At 71.0% G+C, this 23,373-nt stretch carries 27 protein-coding genes; 17 read left to right on the top strand and 10 right to left on the bottom strand.

Annotated features, from left to right (window positions below; translation table 11 throughout):
* Window positions 1-174: 174 nt before the first annotated feature.
* From ACFSVL_RS24340 to ACFSVL_RS24355, 4 genes are all read left to right on the top strand, one after another.
* The gene (locus ACFSVL_RS24340) at window positions 175-534 is read left to right on the top strand and encodes an ArsR/SmtB family transcription factor (protein WP_378307847.1); all 360 of its coding nucleotides are present in this window, start codon (window positions 175-177) and stop codon (window positions 532-534) included.
* A gap of 80 nt (window positions 535-614) precedes the next feature.
* The gene (locus ACFSVL_RS24345) at window positions 615-1,337 is read left to right on the top strand and encodes a mycothiol-dependent nitroreductase Rv2466c family protein (protein WP_378307848.1); all 723 of its coding nucleotides are present in this window, start codon (window positions 615-617) and stop codon (window positions 1,335-1,337) included.
* Between the two features lie 17 nt (window positions 1,338-1,354).
* A complete protein-coding gene (locus tag ACFSVL_RS24350) occupies window positions 1,355-1,540 on the top strand; it encodes a hypothetical protein (RefSeq protein ID WP_378307849.1) in 186 nt (61 codons plus the stop codon).
* A 245-nt stretch (window positions 1,541-1,785) separates the two neighbouring features.
* On the top strand, window positions 1,786-2,601 hold the full coding sequence (locus ACFSVL_RS24355; RefSeq protein ID WP_378307850.1) for an alpha/beta hydrolase: 816 nt from the start codon (window positions 1,786-1,788) through the stop codon (window positions 2,599-2,601).
* Between the two features lie 3 nt (window positions 2,602-2,604).
* Here ACFSVL_RS24355 and ACFSVL_RS24360 read toward each other — a convergent pair whose 3' ends face one another.
* The gene (locus ACFSVL_RS24360) at window positions 2,605-3,990 is read right to left on the bottom strand and encodes a helix-turn-helix domain-containing protein (RefSeq protein WP_378307851.1); all 1,386 of its coding nucleotides are present in this window, start codon (window positions 3,988-3,990) and stop codon (window positions 2,605-2,607) included.
* A gap of 184 nt (window positions 3,991-4,174) precedes the next feature.
* Between ACFSVL_RS24360 and ACFSVL_RS24365 the strand changes: the two genes are divergently transcribed.
* A complete protein-coding gene (locus ACFSVL_RS24365; RefSeq protein WP_378307852.1) occupies window positions 4,175-4,573 on the top strand; it encodes a hypothetical protein in 399 nt (132 codons plus the stop codon).
* Window positions 4,574-4,675: 102 nt separating this feature from the next.
* Here ACFSVL_RS24365 and ACFSVL_RS24370 read toward each other — a convergent pair whose 3' ends face one another.
* The gene (locus tag ACFSVL_RS24370; RefSeq protein WP_378307853.1) at window positions 4,676-5,533 is read right to left on the bottom strand and encodes a sigma-70 family RNA polymerase sigma factor; all 858 of its coding nucleotides are present in this window, start codon (window positions 5,531-5,533) and stop codon (window positions 4,676-4,678) included.
* Between the two features lie 72 nt (window positions 5,534-5,605).
* Between ACFSVL_RS24370 and ACFSVL_RS24375 the strand changes: the two genes are divergently transcribed.
* Entirely contained in the window at window positions 5,606-6,292 is a 687-nt protein-coding gene (locus ACFSVL_RS24375) for an FMN-dependent NADH-azoreductase (RefSeq protein ID WP_378307854.1), read from the top strand.
* On the opposite strand, the gene ACFSVL_RS24380 is transcribed toward ACFSVL_RS24375, so the two are convergent.
* The gene (locus tag ACFSVL_RS24380) at window positions 6,282-8,918 is read right to left on the bottom strand and encodes a glycoside hydrolase family 3 protein (protein WP_378307855.1); all 2,637 of its coding nucleotides are present in this window, start codon (window positions 8,916-8,918) and stop codon (window positions 6,282-6,284) included. The genes ACFSVL_RS24375 and ACFSVL_RS24380 overlap by 11 nt on opposite strands.
* 189 nt (window positions 8,919-9,107) lie before the next feature.
* On the opposite strand from ACFSVL_RS24380, the gene ACFSVL_RS24385 reads away from it, so the two are divergent.
* The 3 genes from ACFSVL_RS24385 to ACFSVL_RS24395 all read left to right on the top strand — a co-directional run bounded on the left by ACFSVL_RS24385 (window position 9,108) and on the right by ACFSVL_RS24395 (window position 10,963).
* Window positions 9,108-9,851 (top strand): dienelactone hydrolase family protein, encoded by a 744-nt coding sequence (locus ACFSVL_RS24385; RefSeq protein WP_378307856.1) that lies wholly within the window; start codon window positions 9,108-9,110, stop codon window positions 9,849-9,851.
* 99 nt (window positions 9,852-9,950) lie between these two features.
* Window positions 9,951-10,307, top strand: coding sequence for a hypothetical protein (locus ACFSVL_RS24390; protein ID WP_378307857.1), 357 nt, complete (start codon window positions 9,951-9,953; stop codon window positions 10,305-10,307).
* Between the two features lie 11 nt (window positions 10,308-10,318).
* Window positions 10,319-10,963 carry a phosphate signaling complex PhoU family protein gene (locus ACFSVL_RS24395; protein WP_378307858.1) on the top strand — a complete coding sequence of 215 codons (645 nt, stop codon included), beginning with the start codon at window positions 10,319-10,321 and terminating at the stop codon, window positions 10,961-10,963.
* On the opposite strand, the gene ACFSVL_RS24400 is transcribed toward ACFSVL_RS24395, so the two are convergent.
* From ACFSVL_RS24400 to ACFSVL_RS24410, 3 genes are all read right to left on the bottom strand, one after another.
* Window positions 10,875-12,095 (bottom strand): phosphatase PAP2 family protein, encoded by a 1,221-nt coding sequence (locus ACFSVL_RS24400; RefSeq protein WP_378307859.1) that lies wholly within the window; start codon window positions 12,093-12,095, stop codon window positions 10,875-10,877. The genes ACFSVL_RS24395 and ACFSVL_RS24400 overlap by 89 nt on opposite strands.
* A 284-nt stretch (window positions 12,096-12,379) precedes the next feature.
* Window positions 12,380-12,766: a hypothetical protein gene (locus tag ACFSVL_RS24405; RefSeq protein ID WP_378307860.1), complete on the bottom strand. Its 387-nt coding sequence runs from the start codon at window positions 12,764-12,766 to the stop codon at window positions 12,380-12,382.
* 51 nt (window positions 12,767-12,817) lie between these two features.
* Window positions 12,818-13,189, bottom strand: coding sequence for a winged helix-turn-helix transcriptional regulator (locus tag ACFSVL_RS24410; RefSeq protein WP_378307861.1), 372 nt, complete (start codon window positions 13,187-13,189; stop codon window positions 12,818-12,820).
* A 96-nt stretch (window positions 13,190-13,285) separates the two neighbouring features.
* Between ACFSVL_RS24410 and ACFSVL_RS24415 the strand changes: the two genes are divergently transcribed.
* Window positions 13,286-14,104, top strand: a complete 819-nt coding sequence (locus ACFSVL_RS24415; RefSeq protein WP_378307862.1) for an alpha/beta fold hydrolase — start codon at window positions 13,286-13,288, stop codon at window positions 14,102-14,104.
* The gene (locus tag ACFSVL_RS24420; protein WP_378307863.1) at window positions 14,095-15,219 is read left to right on the top strand and encodes a hypothetical protein; all 1,125 of its coding nucleotides are present in this window, start codon (window positions 14,095-14,097) and stop codon (window positions 15,217-15,219) included. The genes ACFSVL_RS24415 and ACFSVL_RS24420 overlap by 10 nt, the downstream gene beginning before the upstream one ends.
* On the opposite strand, the gene ACFSVL_RS24425 is transcribed toward ACFSVL_RS24420, so the two are convergent.
* The gene (locus ACFSVL_RS24425) at window positions 15,144-16,142 is read right to left on the bottom strand and encodes a DMT family transporter (RefSeq protein ID WP_378307864.1); all 999 of its coding nucleotides are present in this window, start codon (window positions 16,140-16,142) and stop codon (window positions 15,144-15,146) included. The genes ACFSVL_RS24420 and ACFSVL_RS24425 overlap by 76 nt on opposite strands.
* 92 nt (window positions 16,143-16,234) lie before the next feature.
* Between ACFSVL_RS24425 and ACFSVL_RS24430 the strand changes: the two genes are divergently transcribed.
* Both ACFSVL_RS24430 and ACFSVL_RS24435 read left to right on the top strand, forming a co-directional pair.
* Complete coding sequence (locus tag ACFSVL_RS24430; protein WP_378308019.1) at window positions 16,235-17,125, top strand: LysR substrate-binding domain-containing protein; 891 nt, start codon at window positions 16,235-16,237, stop codon at window positions 17,123-17,125.
* A 110-nt stretch (window positions 17,126-17,235) separates the two neighbouring features.
* A complete protein-coding gene (locus ACFSVL_RS24435; RefSeq protein WP_378307865.1) occupies window positions 17,236-18,555 on the top strand; it encodes an FAD-binding oxidoreductase in 1,320 nt (439 codons plus the stop codon).
* 32 nt (window positions 18,556-18,587) lie between these two features.
* Here ACFSVL_RS24435 and ACFSVL_RS24440 read toward each other — a convergent pair whose 3' ends face one another.
* Window positions 18,588-18,830 carry a hypothetical protein gene (locus ACFSVL_RS24440; RefSeq protein ID WP_378307866.1) on the bottom strand — a complete coding sequence of 81 codons (243 nt, stop codon included), beginning with the start codon at window positions 18,828-18,830 and terminating at the stop codon, window positions 18,588-18,590.
* 194 nt (window positions 18,831-19,024) lie between these two features.
* Between ACFSVL_RS24440 and ACFSVL_RS24445 the strand changes: the two genes are divergently transcribed.
* The 4 genes from ACFSVL_RS24445 to ACFSVL_RS24460 all read left to right on the top strand — a co-directional run bounded on the left by ACFSVL_RS24445 (window position 19,025) and on the right by ACFSVL_RS24460 (window position 22,229).
* Window positions 19,025-20,011 carry a zinc-binding dehydrogenase gene (locus tag ACFSVL_RS24445; RefSeq protein WP_378307867.1) on the top strand — a complete coding sequence of 329 codons (987 nt, stop codon included), beginning with the start codon at window positions 19,025-19,027 and terminating at the stop codon, window positions 20,009-20,011.
* A gap of 73 nt (window positions 20,012-20,084) precedes the next feature.
* Window positions 20,085-20,492, top strand: coding sequence for a RidA family protein (locus ACFSVL_RS24450; protein WP_378307868.1), 408 nt, complete (start codon window positions 20,085-20,087; stop codon window positions 20,490-20,492).
* 40 nt (window positions 20,493-20,532) lie between these two features.
* Window positions 20,533-21,378: an MBL fold metallo-hydrolase gene (locus ACFSVL_RS24455; protein ID WP_378307869.1), complete on the top strand. Its 846-nt coding sequence runs from the start codon at window positions 20,533-20,535 to the stop codon at window positions 21,376-21,378.
* Window positions 21,379-21,701: 323 nt separating this feature from the next.
* A complete protein-coding gene (locus ACFSVL_RS24460; protein WP_378307870.1) occupies window positions 21,702-22,229 on the top strand; it encodes a pyridoxamine 5'-phosphate oxidase family protein in 528 nt (175 codons plus the stop codon).
* A gap of 280 nt (window positions 22,230-22,509) precedes the next feature.
* Here the strand turns inward: ACFSVL_RS24460 and ACFSVL_RS24465 are convergent, their stop codons facing one another.
* Window positions 22,510-22,800, bottom strand: coding sequence for an antibiotic biosynthesis monooxygenase (locus ACFSVL_RS24465; RefSeq protein WP_378307871.1), 291 nt, complete (start codon window positions 22,798-22,800; stop codon window positions 22,510-22,512).
* A gap of 38 nt (window positions 22,801-22,838) precedes the next feature.
* Entirely contained in the window at window positions 22,839-23,348 is a 510-nt protein-coding gene (locus ACFSVL_RS24470) for a MarR family winged helix-turn-helix transcriptional regulator (RefSeq protein ID WP_378307872.1), read from the bottom strand.
* Window positions 23,349-23,373 lie beyond the last annotated feature (25 nt).

Raw genomic sequence — 23,373 nt, forward strand, 5'->3', positions numbered from 1 at the left:
CCCGCACGGTCGTGCCGACTACTTCCTTCGCCGGTCACCCGGCTCACCTCCTCCGCAAGACTCATCGACCGGCGTGCGCGCCGGCCGGGGACCAGTAGAGCGCAGATCACGGAAACAGTCAAACACTTGTGCAACTGATGGGGGCTAAGTCACCCTGGAACCCCACCCGAGAGGATGTCTCCCGTGCCGACCCCTTTCCCGGCCCCGCCGGAACCGCTCCCCGCCGACCTGCTGCAGGACGCCGCCGCGACGTTCGGCCTGCTGTCCGCGACCGTGCGGCTGCACCTGCTGTGGCTGCTGTCGCACGGGGAACGGGACGTCGGCACGCTCGCCGAGGAGACCGGCCAGACCGTGCCGACCGCGAGCCACCACCTGGGCAAGCTGAAACTCGCCGGCCTGGTCCGCGCCCGCCGCGAGGGGAAACGGCAGGTCTACGTGCTGGAGGACCCGCACGTGCGGGACATCGTCCAGCTGGCCGTGCGGCACCGGCAGGAGCTGGCGGGCGGGGGCGGGCGGCGGAGCAAGGGCGCTTGAGGCCGGGTCTCGTGAGTGGCGATCCCGGTTAGAACCGGGATCGCCACTCACGACGCCCCCCGGGACGTAGGCTGGCGGCCATGGCGGAGCTGAACTTCTATTTCGATCCGGTGTGCCCGTTCGCGTGGATGACCAGCAAGTGGGTCCGGCAGGTGGCCCGCCAGCGCGAGTACACGGTGGACTGGCGGTTCATCTCCCTGCGGCTGCTGAACGCGCACCTGGACTACGCGACGCACTTCCCGCCGGAGTACGACGCTTCGCACACGTCCGGCCTCCGCCTGCTGCGCTTGGCGGCTGCGGTGCGCGCTGAGCACGGTCGCGAGGCGGTCGGTCCGCTGTACGAGGCGCTGGGGGAGCAGAACTTCGAGAGCGGTCTGGTCGAGGACACTGCTCCCGCGCGGGCCGCGCACGGCACTCGTGAGGCGGCTGCGTCGGCGTTGTCGCGGGCCGGTTTGCCGACGGACCTCGCCGGTGCGGTGGACGATCCGAGCTGGGACGCGGAGATCCAGCGGGAGACGGACGAAGCGCTTTCGCTGACCGGAAAAGACGTGGGGACGCCGATCCTGCACTTCCAGCCGCCTGCCGGGGTGGCGTTCTTCGGGCCGGTGATCAGCCGGCTGCCGTCGGATGCGGAGGCGGTGGAGCTGTGGGACCACGTGGTGGGATTGGCCGCGTTCCCGGGTTTCGCCGAGCTGAAGCGGAGTTTGCGGGAGATGCCGCAGCTGCCGTCGTTCGGGGTTGCGGCGGGGGAGGCCGGGCGGGAACAGGATTGGCACGGCGGGAGCCGGAGGCTGAAGAAGTAAGCCGGTACGTTCAAGCCATGGACCAGCCGCCCGAGACCACCAAGTGGACGATCCGCGGCGAACGTATTGTCGACGACACCCGGCGGCTGCGGCTGAGCGTCGCCTCGGTGCTGATGATGTGGCGGCATCGCTGGATTTTCGACCGGCGAGCGTGGGAACTGCCCGGCGGATACCTCGATCCGCGAGGTGCCCGCGATCACTGAGCCGCTGCCGTCGCTTCAGCCGAACGCCGACGGCGCGGACAACTCCTGTCGCGGGGGAGCGGAGTACGTCGGCGGCGACGGGGGCGTCAACGAGGCGGAGTGCTCGCCTTTCCTCCGCCAGCCCGCTGAACAAGCGGCCGCTTGCCCGCTGAACTGTGGCTTGCGTTACTCCACCAGCGGTTTCGCCCCTCCCCGAGGTCGTGCACCTGACACACTGGAGAGTGACGACAACTCCGGGAGTGTCCATGTCGCGCGACAGCTATCGGACAGTTCGTACACCGGACGGCCTCCACCTGGCCGGCACCCTCACCGAGCCGGGCGGCAGACCTCGCCGGGCGGTGCTGCTCATGCAGGGGGCCAGCGTCACGCGGGAGGAAGGCGGCTTCTTCACCCGGCTCGCCGCGGGGCTGGCCGAGGCGGGCATCGCCTCGCTGAGAGTCGATCTTCCCGGGCACGGCGAGAGCGAAGGCCGCCAGGAGGATCTCTCGCTTTCCGCGCTGCTCAACGTGATTCGCGGCAGCATCGAGCACCTGGCCACCGCCGTGCCGGGCGTCGGGACCTCGCTCGCGGCGGCCAGTTTCTCCGGCGGCGTCGCGGCTTACTACGCGGCCAAGCAGCCGGACGACGTCGAGCGGCTGGTCTTGTTCAATCCGCTCCTCGACTACCGCGGGCGGTTCATCGACGAGAAGTCCGCATGGTCGGACGACGGTTACCTCGACGCCAGCGGCGCGGCGAATCTCAACGAACAGGGCTATCTCGGGCACGGGCCGGGTTTCCGGCTCGGCCGGGCCTTGCTCAACGAGGCGTTCTGGTTCGAGACCCGCCAGAATCTGCCGCGCATCACCGCGCCGACGCTCATCGTGCACGGCACCGAGGACACCTTCGTGCCGATCGAGTCTTCGCGGGCCGCGGATCGGGAGCTGACCTGCGAACACCGGCTCGTTCAGCTCGACGGGGCGCAGCACGGGTTCGCGGTGCATGACGACCCGAAGTACGCGGATCCGCAGACGCAAGAATGGCAGCGTCAGGTGATCCACGAGGTACGGGAATGGCTCCGGTAGCGCTCAGGCGTGCAGTGCCTCGCGCAATTCCCGTACGTCGGGACGGTTGTGCCACGGTTTGAGCACTCCGACGACCCGCCGGAGTTCTTCTTTCGTGCGGCGGGAGTTCGTTTCCGCCGCACGGTGGGCGGAGACGAGGCCGGTTCTCGCGGCCTGGTCCGGTTCGCCGGAGAGCGCTAGCGAGTTCGCCATGAGGGACAGGAAGAATCCGTAGTCGCGACGGGAGAACTGGGTTTCCTTCAACGTTTTCTCGTACAGTTCCACCGACCGGCGCGGTTCGCCCGCTTCGGCGTAGCAGATGGCGGTCTGCATGTTCAGGAGAGTCGCGTTGAAATGCGCGCCCAGCGGCGATTCGGCGGGACCGGCGTCGCCGAGCAGTTTCCACGCGACGTCGAGCTTGCGGTTCACCTGGTCCGCCGACGCGCCGAGCATCGCCTCGGCGCGGGCTTCCTGTTGCGCGGCTTCGGCTTGCAGCCGCTGGGGGAGCGACCAGGGGCCGGTGCGCACCGCCTTGGTGAGGACTAGCATGCGCTGCGGATCGCGTTCGTCGTAGGCGACCTGGGCCTTCTTGAGCAGAATGTAGCCCTGCATCGTGCTGTCGCCCGCCGCCTGCGCCCATTCCATCGCGCGGTCGTGCCAGTACAGCGAATCCTGGCTTTCCCGGCGGTCCCGGTAGAGCCAGCCGGCGAATTCCGCGCCCTCCGACCCGATCCGCAGCAGGTCCCGCTGGTCGTCGGCGGCGGCCTCGCGGGCGATCCGGGTGATGATGTCCAAGACGCCGAGCGTCATCGGAAGCGTTTTGGCCGGCCCGCGTTCGCCGTCCTCGTATTTGTACTGGTCGAGCTGCCGCCGGAAATAATGCGTGACGGATTTGTCCATGTATCGCCGGGGATTCTCCAGCGCCCGGGCGACGTGTTCGGCCGAACCTATTCCCAGCGCGGGCAGGGCCGCGACCGGAAGACCGTTCCTGAGCAGCGAGCGACGGCTGAGCGGGCTCATGGCGTCCCATTCTGTGATCGGAACCGCTGGCGTGGCCGCCTCGCCGGCCGCGGACACGATCCGGCCGAGCACGCTGGCCGCGACGGTGGCCCCGTCCAGCGGCAGCGCCACCGGCCGTCCGTCCACGACGACCGGCAGCAGGATGCTGGACGCGTCCGGCGGTCTCCGAAGGTCCGCCGCGGTGCCTTCCCGGAGCAGTTCCTCGAGCCGGGCGGGGCTGATGCGCAGAAGCCGGGCCAGCCGGTCGCGCCGGTGCGGGCGCGGCTCGGACCGTCCGGATTCCCAGGCACGGACGCTCTTCGCGTCGGCCGGCAGCAGTGCGGCGAGCTTTTCCTGAGTCAGGTTCGCCGCCTTGCGTGCCCGGACGAGTCCCACTCGGCGTTCGGCCATGCCAGGCACCCCTTCGCCACAACCCGGGGTCGTCAGGTTACCGCAGGTCACTGTGTCGAAGGCAAGGCGATTCGCTCGGTTGCCGCCCGCTTTTCTCCCGGTTTGCTGGCTGGTCCAGGCCACTGCCCGGCTCCATGGTGGTGGGGCAAAGCGAAGACACTTCCGAAGCCGAGGGGTGCGTCGCGTGACAGCAGCAGAGGCGCTCGACGAAGCGGCCCGCACCAGCCGTCCGGCGGTGATCGTCGTGTGTTGCCTGCTCTTCCTGCTGATCCTGGCCTCGATCTGGCTCTGGCGGGCGCGGCGGCCGATCCCGCCGCCGCGCGGACGGCCGACCGTGCGCGATCTCCAGGCACGGCTGGACTACGAAGTCCAAGCCGAGATCGAAGAAGCGCGGCTGGCCGAATTCCGCCGGACGGCCGAGGAGGCCGCCGCCGGACGCGCGGAGGACGACACCGAGGTCATCCCGAAAATCAAGGACGTCAAGGACGAGAAGAACGAGGAGGACGAGGAAGACGACGGGGACACCGTCGTCTTCCCCAAATTCCGGAAACGGGAGAAACCCCGCGAGACTCGGTGCGGTTAGGAGCGTCCCGCCCATCGCTCACCGCACCGTTATGCCTGCCCCAGCCTGGCGCGGCACGCCACCTCCCCTGGGCTGGGGCAGGCCTCAAAATCGTATAACGACCTATACGGCCGGGCCGGGCAGCGTCGCGATCTCCATGCCCGCCAGCCGCTCGGGACTCACCACCACTTCATACGCCTGGAGCAGACCGCCCCGGACCTCGATCTTGAGCACCCCGACCAGCCGCCCGGCCGGAGCGAGCACCAGCCCGACATCCCCGTCGAGGAGCGCCAGTTCGGCCAGCCGGGCGTTGCCCGCGAACAGCTTCGTGCCCTGGGCGACCTCGTCCGCCCCGCGCAGCACCGCGGCGGCACCCGGCGGCAGCATCGCGGGATCGGTGTGCCGGACGACGTCCGGAGCCAGCACGGTCAGCAGCGTCGCCATGTCCCCGCCTCGCGCGGCGGACAGGAACGCTGTCACGACTTCCCGGTGTTCAGCCAGTTCCGTGGCCGGCACGGCCGGTTCCCCGCGCACCCGAAGCCGCGCCCGGCTGGCGAGTTTCTTCGCGGTCGCTGGCGTGCGGTCGAGGATCGGGCCGACCGCGTCGAACGGGACCGCGAACAGGTCGTGCAGCACGAACGCCACCCGCTCCGGCGGGGCGAGCCGGTCCAGGACCACCAGCAGCGCCCGGCCGACCTCCCCGGCCAGCACGACCTCGTCCTCGGGCGCGTTGCCTCCGGCCGCGTCGGGGACTTCCGGGACCGGGGTTTCCCGGCGGGCCCGCAGCGCGTCCAGGCACAGCCGCGACACCACCGTCGTCAGCCAGCCGCCGAGATTGTCGACGCCGGACGTGCGGCCCAGCCGCAGCCACGCTTCCTGCACGACGTCCTCGGCCTCGGCCGCGGCGCCCAGCATGCGGTAGGCCAGCGCGTGCAACCGCGGGCGCTCGTCTTCGAAGCGCCGCGCCAGTGCGTCGTCCATCGGTCACCTTTTCCCGTCTCGATCCGTCATGTGGGTGCCGGCCCGAGGACCAAGGACGAGGAGAGGAACCGGATGACCGTCATGCTAGCGCCCTTGCTGCACGTGGATTCGAGCGCCGACCGCGAGGCGTCGGTGAGCAGGCAGCTGGGCACGCTGTTCGCCGACGAGTGGCGCAGAGGCGGCGGGACCGTGCGCCACCGCGACGTTTCCGCCGAGCCGGTGCCGCCGCTGCGTGAGGCGTACGCGCGGCTCGGCCGCCGGGTCGAACGCAAGGGAGTGCTGTCGCTGGAAGACATCGCGACGCTGATCGCGGACGACGACGAGCAGCGCGAGTGGGACCTGACGCTGCCGCTGGTCAACGAGGTGCGCGAAGCCCGGGCCGTGCTGCTCGGGGTGCCGATGTACAACTTCGGCATCCCCGCGACGCTCAAGGCGTGGATCGACCGGATCAGCTTCCCGGGCGTGTTCGCCGACCCGGACACCGGCCGGAAACTGCTGGCGGACAAGGACTTCGTGATCGTCAACGCCCGCGGCGGCGGATACGGCCCGGGCACCCCGCGCGAGAGGTTCGAGTTCCAGGAGTCGTATCTGCGCGCTTACCTGGGCGACAAGGGCGTCGAGCGGCTGACGTTCGTGTCCCAGGAGTTCACCCGCGTCGGCGACGTTCCGGCGCTGGACGGGTTCGAAGACCTGGCCGCCGCGTCGCGCACGGCGGCCAGGTCCCGGGTCGTGGAGATTGCCCGACGGCTCAGCCGGTGAGGTCGGAGCACTTCCGCGCGTCCGGATCCTTCGCCCCGCCGGGCGACCACCGCACGTTCGCGAACGAGGCGGAGAACGCGCCGTCGGTGTAGACCAGGAACGGCGTGTCGACGCTCTCGAAGTCCAGCCCGCTCGCGAAGCAGGACAACGGGATCTTCACCGTCGACTTCTGCCCGGCGGGCAGGTCGCCGAACAGCTTCGTGGCATTGACCTCGGACGAGCACGGGTAGACGCAGTGCAAGCTGACCACGGTCCGGTTCACCGGCGGGGAATGCACGATCACGTCGAACTCGAGCGCGCCGTCGGCGTTGAGGTAGCCGCGCAGGTCGTCGGTGCCGCCGGGATGCTGCGAGTACAGCTGCGCCGCGCCGGTGCCGGTCCACGTCGCTTTCAGTCCGTCGCCCTGGACGTTGACGTCGGCCGGCACCACGGTGATCTCCGGGTGCGAAGCGGTGCCGTCCGCGCCGATCTCGGTGCCGCCCCAGTTCGCCGCCGAACCGATAAAACCCTTGTACGGCGCGACATCCGTGCGGTCGTAGATCGGCAGGTCCTCGGTCGCGGTGCCGCCGCCGTCGTGCGATCCGCAGCGCGCCGGGCCTTCGGTCTCGTCGAGCTTGCCGACGGTGGTCCGCTGGTTCGAAGTGAGGCCGTAGCCGAGCGCGAACAGCGGGTCGTAGCCGGGGCTCCACGGGTTGAGCGGCGTCTGGCAAGCGCTCTTCGGCCACGAGTAGGGCAGTTTCCCGTGGTACCCGCCGCGGTCCTTGCCGCGCACCAGCATGTCCGCGACGCCGCCGCCCTCGGTGCCGGGCAGCCAAGCGGCGACGAACGCGTCGGAACGGTTGAGTTCCTTGTTGACGTACAGCGGACGGCCGCTGACGTACACGGTCACCACCGGAGTGCCCTTGCCGCTGACTTTGTCCAGCACCGCAAGGTCTTCCGGATACTGCTTTGCCGCTTCGAGGCTCTTCCGCTGGAGATCGCCGACGCCTTCCGCGTACGGAGTCTCGCCGATGACAGCGATGACGGCGTCGTAACCCTTCGGATCGACGGTGCCGGTGGGGTCGAAGGTGACGTTGGCGAGATCTTCCTTGAGCCCAGCGAGAATCGAGGTGGCACCGGGGAAGTCCGCGTTGGTGTTTCCGGTGCCCTGCCAGGTCAGCGTCCAGCCGCCGGTCTGGTTCTGGATGCTGTCCGCGCTCTTGCCGACCACGAGCACCTTCGCGTTGCTCGCCAAGGGAAGCACGTTGCCGTTGTTCTTCAGCAGCGTCTGCGACTTGCGCACCGCTTCGCGAGCGAGCGCCTTGTCCGTGAGCGCGTCCGCCGAACCGGCATACCAGCGCTGCGAAGGCTTGCGCTCCTCGAACAGCCCGGCGCGCATCTTCACCCGCAGGATCCGGGTGACCGCGTCGTCGATGCGGGACATCGGGATCTCGCCGCCGCGCACCTGGGCGACGGTGTTGGCGATGAAGGCTTTCCAGTCGTTCGGGACCATCACGACGTCGATGCCGGCGTTGATCGCGCGCGGGCAGCTGGCGTTGGTGCAGCCGGACACCTGGCCGATGCCGTTCCAGTCGGACACGACGAGGCCGTCGAAGCCCATCTTGCCCTTGAGGATCTGGTTGAGGACCTTGTCGCTGCCGTGGATCTTGCCCTCGTTGATGCCGAGGTCGGGGTTGGTCCAGCTGTTGAACGACGCCATGACCGTCTGCGCGCCCGCGGCGAGCGCGCCGTAGTAGCCCTGGCCGTGGAGGTTGATCATGTCCGCTTCGGACGATGCGTTGACGCCCTGGTCCTGGCCGCCGGTCGTGCCGCCGTCGCCGATGAAGTGTTTCGCGGTGCCGATTACGCCGCCCGGCCCGATGCGCAGCCGCGCGCTGTCCTGCAGGCCGTTCATGGCCTCGTATCCGTAGGCGCGCGTGATGCGCGGATCCTCGGAGAAGCCTTCGTACGTGCGGCCCCAGCGGTCGTCCTGCACGACGGCGAGGGTCGGCGCGAACGCCCAGTCCTGCCCGGTCGCCCGGATCTGCCGCGCAGTGGAGTTCTCGACGTCGCGCACCAGGCACGGGTCGTGTGCCGCGCCGAGCGCGATGTTCTGCGGGAAGACCGTGGAGCCGTACACATTGTTGTTTCCGTGCACGGCATCTATGCCCCAAATTACCGGGATCTTTGCCCGGGTCGCCTTGGCCGCGTCCCAATAGGAATCCGCGAGCTTCAGCCAGTCCTGCTGGCTGGCGTGCTTGTTCCCGCCGGGCCACGAGCCGCCGCCGTTGAGCACCGACCCGATCGCGTACCGGGTCACCTCGGCCGGCGTGATCGCGGCGATCTCCGGCTGGGTCATCTGCCCGACCTTGTCCTCCAGCGACATCCCGGAGACGATCCGCTTGATCCGCCATTCGTCGACCGGGTTCTCCGGCATCGCACTGCGCACCTTCGGCCAGTCCGGCAGCGTGGGCAGCGAGTTTTCGATGCGGGCACAGCCGTTCCGGTCGAGCGCGGGACGGCCGATTTCCGGCTGGCGCGGGGGAGCGGCGTGGGCGGCTTGCGCGGGAACGAGCCCGCCCAAAAGGACGAGCGCGGCGAGGGCGACCCGGTTCCGGGCGCGCGGGGAGCGAGGAGGTCTGGCCATCGACAGTCCGTTCTGCGGAGGGCGGCCCGGATCGGGCCCCGTGATCCTGACCGGGCAAACCGGACTCCGTCAATCCGCCGACCGCAGTGGTTCAGTCCATTCACGGGACAGGAAACGGGACAGCCGCGGAATCGCCGGACGGGGATAGATTGATTGCGTACGTACGGCAAGCAATGGAGGACAAAGCGGATGCGCAAGGAAAAGCCGGACGTTCCGGCCGCCGACGGGACCGCGGACGCGTACCTGGCCGTGCCGGACGGCGGGCCGCACCCCGGGGTGCTGCTCTTCCCGGACGCGTTCGGGCTGCGGCCGCGGATCGAGGAGATGGCGGACCGCATCGCCGAGGCGGGATACGCCGTGCTGGCCCCGAATCTGCTCTATCGCGGCGGCCGGACGCCGCTGGTGGACTTCGCCGCGCTGGCGGACCCGGAGCGGCGCGGCGAGGTCTTCGGCAAGCTGTTGCCGCTGATCGAGGCCCTGGACACCGACGCGATCACCCGCGACGCGGAGAAGTACCTCGACTGGTTCGCGGCGCAGGACGGCGTCGCGCCGGGCCCGGTCGTGATCACCGGCTACTGCATGGGCGGCACGAACGCGCTGCGCGTGATCGAGGCGTTCCCGGACCGGGTCAAGGCGATCGCGTCGTTCCACGGCGGACGCCTCGCCACCGACCAGCCGGACAGCCCGCACCTGCGGGTCGGCTCGATCGCCGGCGAGGTGTACTTCGGGCACGCCGACCAGGACCCGTCGGCCACCGCCGAGCAGATCAAGACGCTGGAGCAGGCCCTCGACGAGGCCGGGGTGACCTACCGGTCGGAGGTCTACGAAGGCGCGTCGCACGGGTACACGATGACGGACACGGCGGCGTACCACGAGGAAGGCGAGAAGCGGCACTGGGAGAACCTGTTCGGGCTTCTCGAGCGGGTGCGCTGACCAGGGTCTGAGCACGGTCTGACCAGGGCCCGGCCCGCGGGACGCGCTCGCGGCCGGGCCCTGCGCGCGGAATCGGCGGCGGCCGTTTACGCTGGCCGCATGGCCGAAGGTGCGCTGTGCCGCGAACCGGTGGAGCTGACCGGGCGCGAGCGCTCGGTCCTGCGGAGCGTCGCGGTCCGCGGGACGGAGCCCGAGCTGTTCTGCGAGCTGGAGGCCGGGCACGGCCACGAGCACGCGACGCCCGTCGGCGGACGCGGCGAGGAGCCGCTGATGTGGCTGCGCTGGTGGCCCGGCCGCCGGGTGCTGGAAACCCGCGCGGCGTGCGGCGCGGAGTCCGACGACGGCGTCTTCTGCCGCGTTCCCGGCGGGCACGAGGGCAGCCACAGCTACGAGCTGGCCGAGCCCGAGGAAGCCGGGCCGTTGGCCGATGCGGGCCTCTTCGCCGGCCGCCGGTAAAGTCGCTCGACATGCGCGAAGGCTTCCAGGACGACCTGAAACAGCTCGACGGGCGTCTGGCGGCGATGGCCGAGGCGGCGGCGGAGGCGATGCGCCGGGCCACCCGGGCGCTGCTGGCCATGGACCTGCCGCTGGCCGAGCAGGTGCTCAGCGGCGACGCCGACCTCGACGACCAGCGGGCCGCCTGCGAGGACGAGGCGTATTCGCTGCTCGCCCTGCAGTCCCCGGTGGCGGGCGACCTGCGTGCGGTGCTGGCCGCGGTGTACTGCGCGGAGAAGCTGGAGCGGATGGGCGACCTGGCGGCGCACGTCGCGGGCACCGCCCGGCGCGGCCACCCGGAACCGACCGTGCCCGCCGACCTGGAGCCGGTGTTCGCCGAACTCGGCGAGGTCACCTCGGCGATGGCCGACCGGGTCGCCGACCTCGTGCACGGCGAGGCCCGCGGCGGTTACGCCGAACTGAGCCGCGCCGACGAGCGCGTGGACGCGCTGCACGCCCAGGTCATGGCCACGGTCACCTCGCCGGAGTGGACGCACGACCAGCGGATCGCGGTCGCGCTGACCCTGCTCACCCGTTTCTACGAACGTTTCGCCGACCAGGCGGTGTCGGTCGCGAAGCGCCTTGAGTTCGCCGCGACGGGCGATCTCCCGGGCTGACCTCCGGCGGCGGACCGGCCGGAGCCTGGTTCGACGGACGCGGCGGCGGCGAACCCGCGGTGCGTGCCTGCGGCGGACCCGCCGGACGGGGCTGCTGCGCGCGGGCCGGGCGCGCGGGCGGCTGATTGGCCGCGCGGGCCGGGGGTTGCGCGGGCGGCCGGGGCTGGTTCCGCGGCGGGGCGTCCGCCGGGCGGGGCTGGGGTGCGGCGGCGCGCATGGGCTGCGATTTTTGCGGCGCGGCTTCGGTGCGCATGGGCTGCGAGTTCTGGGGCCGGGCTTCGGCGGAACGCGGCTGAGGCGCGGCGGCGATGCGCGTGGGTTGCGGGTTCTGCGGGGCGTCGGCCGTGCGGATCGGCTGCGAGTTCTGCTGGCGCGGCGGGGCTCCCGCGTCCCGGGGCTGGGTGCGGATCGGCTGCGAATTCTGCCGCCGGGGCGGACCGCCCGCGTCGCGGGTTTCCGGCTGCGCGTTGCGCGGACGAGGCTTCCCTTCCGCCGGAGGAATCACCTTCGTCGCTTCCGAACCTTCCGGTGCCACCCCCAGCAACCCGAACGGCACCTTCCCGGCGAACCTCCGCACGACCCCGGCCGCCAGGCCGAGCGCGTACTTCTGCAGCACCAGCGCCACGCCGGCGCCGAGCGCGAGCCCGATCAGCACGTCGTGCGGATAGTGCGCCCCGACGAACACCCGCGAGAAGCCCATCGACGCGGCGAACAGCGCGAGCCACGGCGCGCCCTTGCGCCAGGCGAAAGCCGCACCGAGCGCGACGGCCGCCGCGATCGTGGAGTGGTTGCTGGGAAACGACCAGTCGCCCGCCGGCGGGCAGGTGCCGACGATCGCCGACGGCGGAAGCCCCCGGCACGGCCGCTGTTCGTGGACGAAGGCCTTGATGATCTCGCTGAGCACGTAGGCCGCTATGGTTCCGGCGGGGACCAGCAGCGCGGCGGCCATCCGCTCGGGCGAGCCGGTCGCGCGTGCCCGCCACCAGAGCCAGGCGAAGACCGGGACCACGAGGACCAGGCCGTAGGACGTGTACGCCAGCACGAGCGCCTGCACCCAGCCGGGCATCGCCAGGCCGAAGTGGGTGATCGCGTCGTACGTCCCGCTGCCCGAAGCTCCGTCCGTGCTCGGCATACAGCCCCTCTCCGGTCCGCCGGTTCGCCTGGCGGCCATCTCGCGTTCACCCGAAGGTTACGAGCGTACCGAGAAGCGGAGAGCAGTCCGCGATCCCCTGGGGACTTTCCGGAGTCAACGCCAGGGACTTAAGCCGGGCGGCCTCAGCCTGCTGCCTGTTTCTTCAAGTCCGTGAGGGGAACCCTGGGGGAATCAGATTCCCTCAGGGTTCCCCTCACGGACGACACGCCTCAGCCGCGCCCATAGCGCCGCCTTGAGTCCCGGGCATCGCTCTCCGGAGCGGGTCAGGAATCGGTGCGGTGCTTGCAGGTCACCGGCTTGCCGGGGCCGGGGGCGGTGGCCTTGGCGAGTTCCTTCGTCTTGTCCAGCAGGATCCGGCAGCCGAGCGTCGCGGCGGTGGACGGCGTCGCGGTGACCGACGCGTCCTGTCCGGCGCTGACCACGACGTCCTGCTTCCACGGCAGCCCGAGCGGGCCGGTGAGCTGGTGCTGCGCGACCTTGTCCTCGTACCGGTTGCCGGATTCGCCGTAGGAGACGCCGGTGGCGGTGGTCTGCTGGTCGGCGGTGACCTCGTAGGTGATCGCCCACGACTTGCCGGTCGGGTTGGAACACGCGGCGAGCCCGGCGAGCGCGACCGCCGCGAAAGTAGCGGAGAGTGTCTTCTTGATCACGCTGGGACTGTACCGGAGCCCCGGTTCCGCAGCCTGGCGGAGACCGGCGGCCTACCGGCCGGACTCCTGGTTCGCCTGATCCACTTCGGCCATGTGCTCCTCCGCCCATGTCCGCAACACCGCGAGCGCGGATTCCAGCGACGTGCCCAGCCCGGTGAGCCGGTAATGCACCTTGGGCGGCACCGTCGCTTCGACCCGGCGCGAGACGAGACCGTCGCGGACGAGGCTCTGCAGGGTCACCGAGAGCATCTTCTGCGACACCCCCGGGATGCGGCGGCGCAGGTCGGCGAACCGCACCTCGTCCGGCGCGGCCTCGGCGAGGATCTTGACCGTCATCGACGTCCACTTCGTGCCGATCCGGTCGAGCAGCCGCCGCGTCGGGCAGGCCGGGTCGAACAGATCGCCGCGGGCGGAGGAGGTCACCTCGGGCTCACCACCTGTCGGGAAAGTGCCGTCTTGGCGGCATCGCTGGAGTTACCTACCGTGTGCTGGTAACCAATGGTAACCACAGGAGGCGGGATGCGGGTCGAAGCGAACGGGGTCCGGCTGAACGTCGCGGAAGCGGGCAGCGGTCCGGCTCTGGTGCTGCTGCACGGGTTTCCGCACACCTGGCAGCTGTGGCACGAGGTCGTCCCGGCGCTCGCCGAGCGGTACCGGGTGCTCGCGCCGGACCTTCGCGGGCTGGGCGGGAGCAGCCGTCCGGAGAGCGGGTTCGACGCGGGGATGGTCGCCGCCGATGTCGCGGCCCTGCTCGACGCGCTGGGGGAGCCGTCCGCCGACGTGGTGGCGATCGACCTGGCCGTGGCGGGTGCGCTGCTGCTGGCGTTGCGGCAGTCCGAGCGAGTGCGCCGCCTCGTGCTGATGGAGGGGCTGCCCTGGGGTTTCCGGGCGGGCAGCCCACCGTGGTGGTTCGGTTTCCACGCGGTGCCGGGGCTCGCCGAGACTGTCCTTAGTGGACACGAGGCGGAGTACGTCGGCTGGTTCCTCGACCAGGGCACGCTCGGCCGCGGTGTTCCGGCGGAGATCCACGCGGCCTTTGCCGAGGCGTACACCGGCACCGAGGCGCTTCGCTGCGCCTTCGAGTACTACCGGGCGTTGCCGGAAAGCGCCCGGCAGCTGACCGAAGCGGCCGAGAAAAGGCTCACCATGCCGACCATGGCAATCGGCGCGAACCCGCTGGGCGACGCGCTGGAGCAGCAGCTCCGCCCGATCGCCGACGACCTGACCGGGCACGTGCTGCCGGACTGCGGGCACCTGGTCCCGCTGGACCGTCCGCGCGAGTTTCTCGATCTCCTGCTGCCGTTCCTGTCCCGGGAGATACTGACCGGGTGTCGTTGACGTCCGAACTGGCCGACCCGGGAGGGAAACTCGCGCGCTGGTGCGCGCGGGTCTTCACCGGCACGGCCGCGGCCGCCCGCCGGATCGAGGAGGCGACGAACGGCGTGCGCCCGATCCGGCCGGCGCTCGCCCGCCCGCCGCGCCCGCACTGGGCCGAGATCGGCGGCGCGTTCGGCCAGCGGATCGCCGACCTCGTCCAGCCCGCGCCGCCGTACTACGCGCTGCTCGGGATCGTCCGCGCGCAGTGGGGCAACGGGCCGTGGGCGCACGCGCAAGCCGCCGAGTACCCGACCCACGACGAACTCCCGGCGGAATACCGGGCGCGGGCGCTCGGCATCCGCCCGGCGGCGGCGACCTGGCTCGACCTCGGCGACGGAATGCCGGGCGGCGACGCGCTCCCCGGCGCGCCGGAGCTGTGGGGCGAACTGCTGGAACGCGCCCGCCGCTACCAAGCGCAGCACGCCCCGCCCGGCGTGCTCGGCGGGCCGGGCGCGGAAGCCGGGCTGGCGCGGACGAACTGGGTGCTGTCGGCGTGCGAGGACATCTACCGCTCCGGCCGGATCGACCCGCGGCTCGCCCGGGTCGTCGACGGCGGCGGCACGATCGCCGACCTGCGCGCGCTGCCCACCGACGCGCAGGTCACCGAACTGGCCGCCCTCGCGAAACGCTTACACGACAACGGTGCGCTGTGGGAGCTGCGCCGCCTCGCCGGTGCGCCGCCCGAAGGACACCCGCTCGGGATCGCCGGTCCGACCATCGTGCCCGGCTGGGCGGACGGAGACCTCCTGCTCGGCCGGCTCGACCCGGAAGAGGGGATCGACGCCGGGACTCTGCTGGACGTGAAGACCGTGCTGACCGTCGGCGATCCGGACCGGGCCGGGCGCTGGCTGTGGCAGATTCTGCTGTACGCCTGGCTGGATGTCGCCGACCTGTACCGGATCCGCGAGGTCGGGCTGCTGCTCGGGCGGCACGGCAAGCTGGTCCGCTGGCCGGTCGACGAGCTGGCCGCGGACCTGCTCGGCGGGGACGGCCTGGTCGATCACCGCCGCGACGAGTTCAGGGACATGGCGCGCGGCTTGCTCGACGCGGTCGGGCTGAGCTTGGCCGACGGCTGAACCGCGCGCTTCTTCGCCGCGCCGCGACCGGCGAAACACACCGCGGCGAGCACGATCACGCAGCCGACGAGCTGCAGCGCGCCCGGCCGTTCGCTCAGCAGCAGGAACCCGAAGGCGACCGCGCCGACCGGCTGCAGCAGCATCATCGTCGCACCGGTCGAGGCCGCCAGCCGGGGCAGCGCACCGGCGATCAGCAGCCATCCGACGATCTGGCCGACGATGGCCAGCGCGGCGAACCAGCCGAGCGACGGAAGGCTGGGCGTCAGGTCGAGGCGGCCGAAGGGCAGCCCGAGCACGACCGACACGAAGCCCGCCGACACGGTGGCCAGCGACAGCGAGCGAACCTGCGTCGCGGGGCTGCTGCTGAGCCGGAGCAGCAGCAGGTATCCCGAGTAGCCCGCCCCGGCGGCGAGCGCGAAAACCATGCCCAGCACCGGGTCCGAGCCGGTCATCGACGAGCCGAACACGCCGCCTGCCAACACGATCCCGACGAGCAGCGCCGGCGCGACGAACTTGAATCGCGGGTCCGGCCGTTCCTTCAGGAAGACGAACGCCAGCAGCGGCACGATCACCACCTGCACCGACAGCAGCATGGTCGCGACGCCGGCCCCGACGCGCGGGATCGCCTCGCCCCACAGGACGAAGTCGAGCCCGAGGCCGAGCCCGGCCAGCAGCGGCAGCAGGATCTTCGAGCCCACGCGGGTCCGCCTCGCCTCGCTGACCGCCAGCACCGCGAGCAGCGGCAGCGCGAGGGCGCAGCGCCAGAACGCGCTGGTCGCCCCGCTGGCCCCGGAAACCTTGATGAGCACCGAGGTCAGCGCGACGCACAGGCAGCCGGCGGCGGCCAGCAGCCGGGGGTCGGCGCGGCCGGTGAGCGCGGCGATCGGGCCGGCGATCGGCAACGGGGCGGATTCGGTGGTCATGCCTTCTATGGTGGGGGCGCTAACTATCAAGGACAAGTGAATGTTCCTGCGGAAAATCCGGTAGCATCACTACCGTGTTCAGTGTGGATCGGATGCGCGCCCTGCACGCGGTCGCGCAGCACGGATCGGTCGCCCGCGCGGCGGCCGCGCTGCACGTCACGCCGTCCGGGGTGTCGCAGCAGCTGGCGAAACTCGAGCGGGAAGCGGGGTTGGCGCTGCTGGAGCCGCGCGGCCGGACCGTCCGGCTCACGCGCGCCGGGCAGGTGCTGGTCGGCCACGCCGAACGCGTGCTGACACAGCTGTCCGAAGCGCGCACCGATCTCGAACGGCTGCGCGAGGACGTGTTCGGGCCGTTGCGGATCGGGGCGATCGCGACGTGCGTGCACGCCCTGCTGCCGCCCGCGCTGGCCACGCTCACCGAACAGCACCCGCGGCTGGACGTGACGCTCGGCGAGGGCGAGGCCGAGCAGACCCTGCCGAAGGTGGTCGCCGGCGACCTCGACCTGGCGGTGTACGAAAGCTGGGCGGCCCGGCCGACGGTGGTGCCGCCGGGGATCACGCAGGTCACCCTGTTCTCCGACGTCGCCGATCTGGCGCTGCCCGCCGGGCACCGGCTCGCGCACCGGCGCACGGTCGATCTCGGCGAGGTGGACGACGTGTCGTGGATCAGCTGGACCGGCCGGTCCGGCTGCTACGAATGGCTCGTGCACGTGCTGCGTTCGCAGGATCTGGAGCCGCGGATCAGTTGCACCATCGGGAGTTACGTGACGCAGCTGGCGCTCGTCGCGGGCAACGTCGGGGCCGCGCTCGTGCCCCGGCTGGCCCGCGGCCCGGTGCCGGACGGGGTCCGGATGCTGGCCACCCGGCCGGTGCTGAACCGCACGATCATCGCCGCGTGCCGGTCCGGCGAGGAGGCGCACGGCGGGGTCCGGGCGGCGCTGGAGGCGCTCGGCGAGGCGTCGGCGGCGTATGTGCAGCACTGAGGTCCGATGCGCGAGGCGGACCGGGAACGCTCATTGAGTGCGCTTTCGCACCTGCCTTTTCCGTCCGGTCCGGCCCTAGAGTCGAACCCGACGAGCAAGGGGAGCCGCAGATGACTGCCGAGGATGCAGCCCGTGCCTTGCGGGCTCGATTGCCTGCCGAGCAGGTGCACACGTCCGGTCCTGAGTACGAATCCACGGCGACGGTGTGGAACGCCGCCGCCGTCGCGCGTCCGGCCGTGGTGGTGGAATGCCGGAGCACGGCGGACGTCCAAGCCGCGGTCCGGGCCGCGCGTGAGCTGGGGCTGCCGTTGTCCGTGCGCAGCGGCGGCCACGACTGGGCCGGGCGGGCGGTGGCGGACGACGGGATCACGCTCGATCTCCGGCCGTTGAACCGCGTCGTGGTCGATGCCGGGCGGCGAGCCGCTGTAGTCGGCGGTGGTGCGCTGGTCAACGACGTGCTTGCCGCCGCTGAGCCGCACGGTCTGACCGCCGCGGCAGGCACGATCGGCTCGGTCGGGTTCGCGGGGCTCTCGCTCGGCGGCGGATACGGCCCGTTCGCCGGGAAATACGGGCTCGCCGCGGACAATCTGCTCGGTGCCGAGATCGTCCTCGCGGACGGCGAAGTGGTGCTGGCCAACGCTTCCCGGCTGCCGGACCTGTGGTGGGCGCTGCGGGGCGGCGGCGGCAACTTCGGCGTGGTGACGTCGCTGGGGGTGCGGTTGCACGCGGCGCCGCCGATCACGACCGGCCCGGTCTGGTATCCGATCGCCGACGCCGCCCGGGTTTTCGCCGCGGTAGCGGAAATCCAGGCGACCGCGCCGGACGAACTCACCGTGCAGACCGGAATGCTCGCCATGCCGGACGGTGCGCTGTGCGTGCTGGTCTGGCCGACGTGGTGCGGCCCGGCCGACCCCGACGGCTTCCTCGCCCGGCTCGGAACGCCGCTCGCCTCGCAGATCGCGCCGGTGCCGTCGTATGCGGCGGAGATCGCCGGCCGGGACGCGATGTTCCCGGTCGGCCGGTCGGTGACCATCCGCACGCGGTCGCTCGCGGCGTTCACCCCGGCCGTCGTCGAGGTGCTGGCGGCGCAGGCCAAAACCCGGACCTCGCCGATGTCCGGGCTGTCGATCCACCACTTCCACGGCCGGGCCGCCCGGGTCGCCGCGGCGGACACGCCGTTCCCGCTGCGGGAGGACCACCTGATGGTCGAGATCCTCGGGCTGGGGGAGGGCACCGACGACCGGGCGTGGGCGGACGCGACGTCGGCGGCGCTGGCCCCGCACGCGCTGCCCGGCGGATACGCGAATCTGCTGGGAACGGATGTCCCGGAACAGGCGGCGGACGCTTTCGGGCAAAACACTTCCCGGCTCCGCGATATCAAGCACCGGTACGATCCGGACGGGGTTTTCCGCGCTATTCCGCTGGCGTGAATCGGCGCCGCCCGCCCGGACCGTCCCCGGGATCAGCCGGTGATGTGCAGTTCGCAGGAAACGTGGCCGGTGCCCGCCTCGATGTTCTTGCTGCAGTAGAAGTTGTGGATTCTGCCCTGCTGCGCCAGCTTGTTGCCGTGCGCCTGGCAGCCGGTCGCGGTCGGGAACAGCAGGCCGTCGCCGGAAGCGGCGGCGGGACCGGCCGCCGAAACGGCGATGGCGACCGACGCCGCCCCGGTGAGTGCTGCGGCGGCGATCCGGCGGGGAAGAGTCATACGGAATGCTCCCTGTGACTGGGGCGGGAAACGTCCGCCCAGGTTTCGGTCAGGCATTTCCGACAGTTTCAGCGCCGCGCATAGATTGCCCGGGAATGCGCGGCGGAATGCCCGAAACGAACTGTGCTGAAACGGCATGGTGAACGCTGGGTCCGGGCGGGCGACCGCTGGGTGCGGCTGTTAGGTTTGTAGACGTGACAACAAACCTGATGCGGGCAGTGGTCCACGAAGGCACGGCGGGACTCGGCGGAGTGCGGCTCGCCGAGGTCCCGGTGCCGCGACCCGGACCGGGCGAAGTGCTGGTCCGGTTGAAGGCGGCCGGGCTGAACCACCGGGACCTGTTCATCGTGGACAGTCGCGACCCGGCCGCACCGGCGACCGTGCTGGGCTCGGACGGCGCCGGAGTCGTCGTGTCGGGCTCTGCCGAAGTCGGCACTGAGGTCGTCATCAACCCGTCCCTCGACTGGGCCGAGCCGGACGCGGTGCCGGAAGTCCCCGCCATCCTCGGCGTGCCGACGAACGGCACGCTGGCCGAGTACGTCGTCGTCCCGGCCGCCAATGTCGTGCCGAAACCCGAGCACCTGAACTGGACCGAAGCCGCCGCGCTGCCGCTGGCCGCGCTCACCGCGTACCGGGCGCTGTTCACCCGCGGCGGGCTGGTCGCCGGGGAACACGTGCTGCTGCCCGGCATCGGGAGCGGAGTCGCGACGTTCGCCCTCGCGATGGCGAAGGCGGTGGGCGCGACCGTCAGCGTCACCTCGCGCAGCGCCGAAAAGCTTGCCCGCGCCCGGGAATTGGGCGCGGACCGCGCGATCGGCAGCAGCGGCGACTGGGCCGCCGACCTCGGCGCGCCGGTGGACCTGGTCGTGGACAGCATCGGCTCGGCGACCTTCGACGCCTGTCTTTCCGTGCTGCGTTCGGGCGGCCGGATGGTGACGCTCGGCGCGACCACCGGCCCGGACGTCGAGTTGTCGCTGCGCAATCTGTTCTTCCGGCAGATCAGCCTGCTGGGCACTTCGATGGGCAGCGCGCGGGAGTTCTCGCGGATGGTCGAACTGGTCGCGGAGCACCGTGTTCAGCCCGTCGTGCACCACGTCTACGACCTCTCGGACGGCCCGCGCGCGCTGGCCGAACTCGCGTCCGGGGACCAGTTCGGCAAGCTGGTGGTGACCGTCGGCTGACCCCGCCGGCGAGTTTTTGTCGGTGCCTCGTGATCAACTGGTCGCACCACGAACCGAGGGAGGGGAACACCCGATGAGCAACCGCTGGAATCCCGGGACGGTCGCGGCGCCGGTCGGCCGCTACAGCCACCTCGCGCAGATTCCCGCCGGGCACGAACTGGTCCTGGTGGCCGGGCAGATCGGCACGCGGCCGGACGGCACGCTGGCCGGACCGGACGCGGAAGCCCAGACGCGCGAGGTGCTGGCGAACATCGAACGCGTGCTCGCGGCGGCGGGCGCCGGGCCGGAGCATCTGGTGAAGGTGTTCAGCATGGTCGCCGGCACCGAGCATCTCCCTGGTTTCCGCGCGGCCACCGGCGACGTGTTCAGCCGGTGGTTCCCGGAGAGCGATTGGCCGACGCAGTCCCTGATTGTCGTGTCGGCACTCGCGAAACCGGAGCTGGCCGTGGAAATCGAGGCGATGGCCGCGGTGCCCCGATGACTACCCTTCCGTTCCCTGGACGACAGGAGATCCCGCCCCGATGACCATCACCCTCGGACCGCTGCGCATCGACCCGGTGGCCGAACTGGACCACTGGCGCTTCGCCCCGGCCGATCTGTTCCCCGCGGTCACTCAGGAACACCTGGGCGAGCACCGCGGCGACCTGGATTTGTCGATCACCACGTACCTGGTGCGCACCCCCGGCCAGACCGTGCTCCTCGACGCCGGGAACGGCAACGCCAAGGAACGCCCGGTCCTGCTGGCCCACCACCAGTTCGACGCCCCGTACCTGGACCGCTTGGCTGCGGCGGGCGTCGTGCCGGAGGACGTCGACGTCGTCGTGGCGACCCACCTGCACCCCGACCACTGCGGCGGCTTCACCCAGCTGGTCGACGGTTCCTGGGATCCCACGTTCCCGCGCGCCCGGTACCTGATCCCGAGCGAGGAATACGACTGGCTGCAAAAGGTGCACGCGTCGGCACCGGACGGCGGCGTGGCGGGAGACCTGGCCCGGACGTTCGAGGACAGCGTGCTCCCGGTCGTCGAAGCGGGCCTGGTCGAACTGATCGACCTCCCGTACGAGGTAGCGGACGGCATCACCCTGCGTGCCCTGCCCGGCCACACCGCAGCACACCTGATCGCCGAACTCAGCGGAGGCGGCCAGCACGCGCTGGTCAGCGGGGACGTGCTGCACCACCCGTTCCAGTTCGCGAACCTGACCCTGCCCCAGGGCGGCGACGCGGACCCAGCCGCCGCCGCGGAATCCCGGCGAACCCTGTGCGAACTGGCCGTCGAACGGGAGGCGCTGCTGCTTCCGGCACATTTCCCGGTCGGCCGGATCAGCCGGGACGGCGACGGTTTCCGCTACACCCCCGACTCTGCCTGACCGTTATGCCAGGGACTTGAGGCGGCGCGGCGGGTGCGGTTGAGGCTCGCCTGCGCAGGTCGCGGGACTGCGGCGGCTCGGCGGCTTGCCGGGGAGGGCTAGCGCCCCAATGTGGCATTGGGTGCATGTGACGCACCCAATGTGGCATTGGGTGCGTCACAGGAACAGTCAGGCGGGCATCAATCGGGCAATTCGGTGGCCCTAGTGTCCTTTGTGGATGGTCCAGCGGGCGTGGGGCCACGCAGTTCAAATCCCTGGCATTGCTCCCTGAACTTTTTGGGGGAGGCATGTCGATCCGAAGGAGCCCCATTCGACGCAGAGGTATGACTGACTACGAACCCACCTCAACCCGCAACCTCGACCGCTACGGAAACGGCCCGCTGCCGTGGAGCCGCGCCCGCGATGTTCTGACCGCCGACACCCCGGCCGCCGACCTGACGTTCTTCGTGGCGACCGTCCGCCCCGACGGACGTCCGCACTCGGCAGGAGTGGGCGCGGTCTGGGTCGACGACGTCCTGTACTTCGTCGGCGGACCGGGCACCCGCCGCTCGCGGAACCTCGCGGCGAACCCGGCGTGCAGCATTTCGGTGCGGCTGCGCGGTATCGACCTAGTGCTGGAGGGCGACGCCCACCGAGTCACCGACCTCGACGTCGTGGCACGGCTCGCCGAGGTCTACCGCTCCGGCGGCTGGCCGGCGACCGCGGAGGGGGACGCGTTGACGGCGCCGTTCAGCGCTCCGAGCGCGGGTCCGCCGCCGTGGCACCTGTACCGCCTCACCTTGCGGCGGGCGGTGGGGGTCGCGACGGAGGAGCCGCACGGCGCGACTTGCTGGGAGTTCGCGGGGGATTGAGGGTGGCTGGCTGGTTCCGCCGTGGAACCGGATGCCAGTCGGGAGCGGGCTGGACGCTGAGTGCGGTCCGTTGGAACGCGGTCGGCTGATCCTGCCATCGGGACGCTGCCTGCCGGACTGCGCTGAGCAGAGTGTTCTAGTGATTCGCAGTCATGCTGCGGCATCGGCGCAGACCAGGCGGACGGCGTGGGTCTGTCCGGGGGCGGGCTCAGCGGGTCTGCACGAATTGTGCGGCGACCATGTGCACACGGCGGTCGCCGCGCGCACCGAGCCGAAGCAGCTACGACTGGGCATCCATCGCGACTTCGTAGGTTTCCAAGTGCAGCTGGGTGAGTCCCGTCGCCGAGATGCCCTCGTCCCGGATCCCCGACGGCCCGGCGACCGCTTCCATCTGCTCGCGGGTGTCCCACAGCGAGATGATCACGACCTTGCCGGTTTCGGCATCAGTGAGCAGGTAATAGCCCTGGAACCCCGGCTGTTCGCGGGCGCTCGGAAGCTGCTGCTTGGCAAGACGGACGGTGCCGTCGAACCCCTCGGCACCAGCCTGAGCGGTGATCACGCGAGCGAACATGCTTGTCCTTTCGACTTGCGGCGGGTCTGCGCGCGGGGTCAAGCGCGGGCGTCCGGTCCTTCCCAATCCAGCAGCAGTTCCCGCAGATCGTCGTTCATCCGGTCCTGTTCCGCGTGCGACAGAACGCCCAGCAGCCGGGCCTCCGTCTGCGTCTTCATCCCGAACACCTCCTGTGCCCGGGCCAAGCCCTCGTCGGTGAGGCTGACCAGGATCTGGCGGCGGTCGTCCGGGGCGATGTCGCGGCGGACCCAGCCTTTGCGCTCTAATCCCGCGACGCGTTTGGTGACTCCGCCGGACGTCAGGCGCATGCTCTCCAGCAGCTGCCCGGCCGAGAGGCGGTACGGCGGGCCCGCTCGTTTGAGCGCGCCCAGCAACTCGACCTCCCACAGGCCGACCCCGAAGGCGTCGAACTCGCGGCGCAGTTCGGTTTCCAGCAGGCGGGCGGCGCGGAGCAGCCGGAAGCTCAGCGCTTTGCTGACGCGGTCTTCCGCGCGCACGCCGGTGATCTGCGCCATTACTCCGTCGACGTGGTCCCGCTCCGCTGGCATGGGCGAGTATTGTAACACCAGTCAT

Source organism: Amycolatopsis silviterrae, assembly GCF_042684085.1.
In the GTDB taxonomy this organism is placed as follows: domain Bacteria; phylum Actinomycetota; class Actinomycetes; order Mycobacteriales; family Pseudonocardiaceae; genus Amycolatopsis; species Amycolatopsis silviterrae.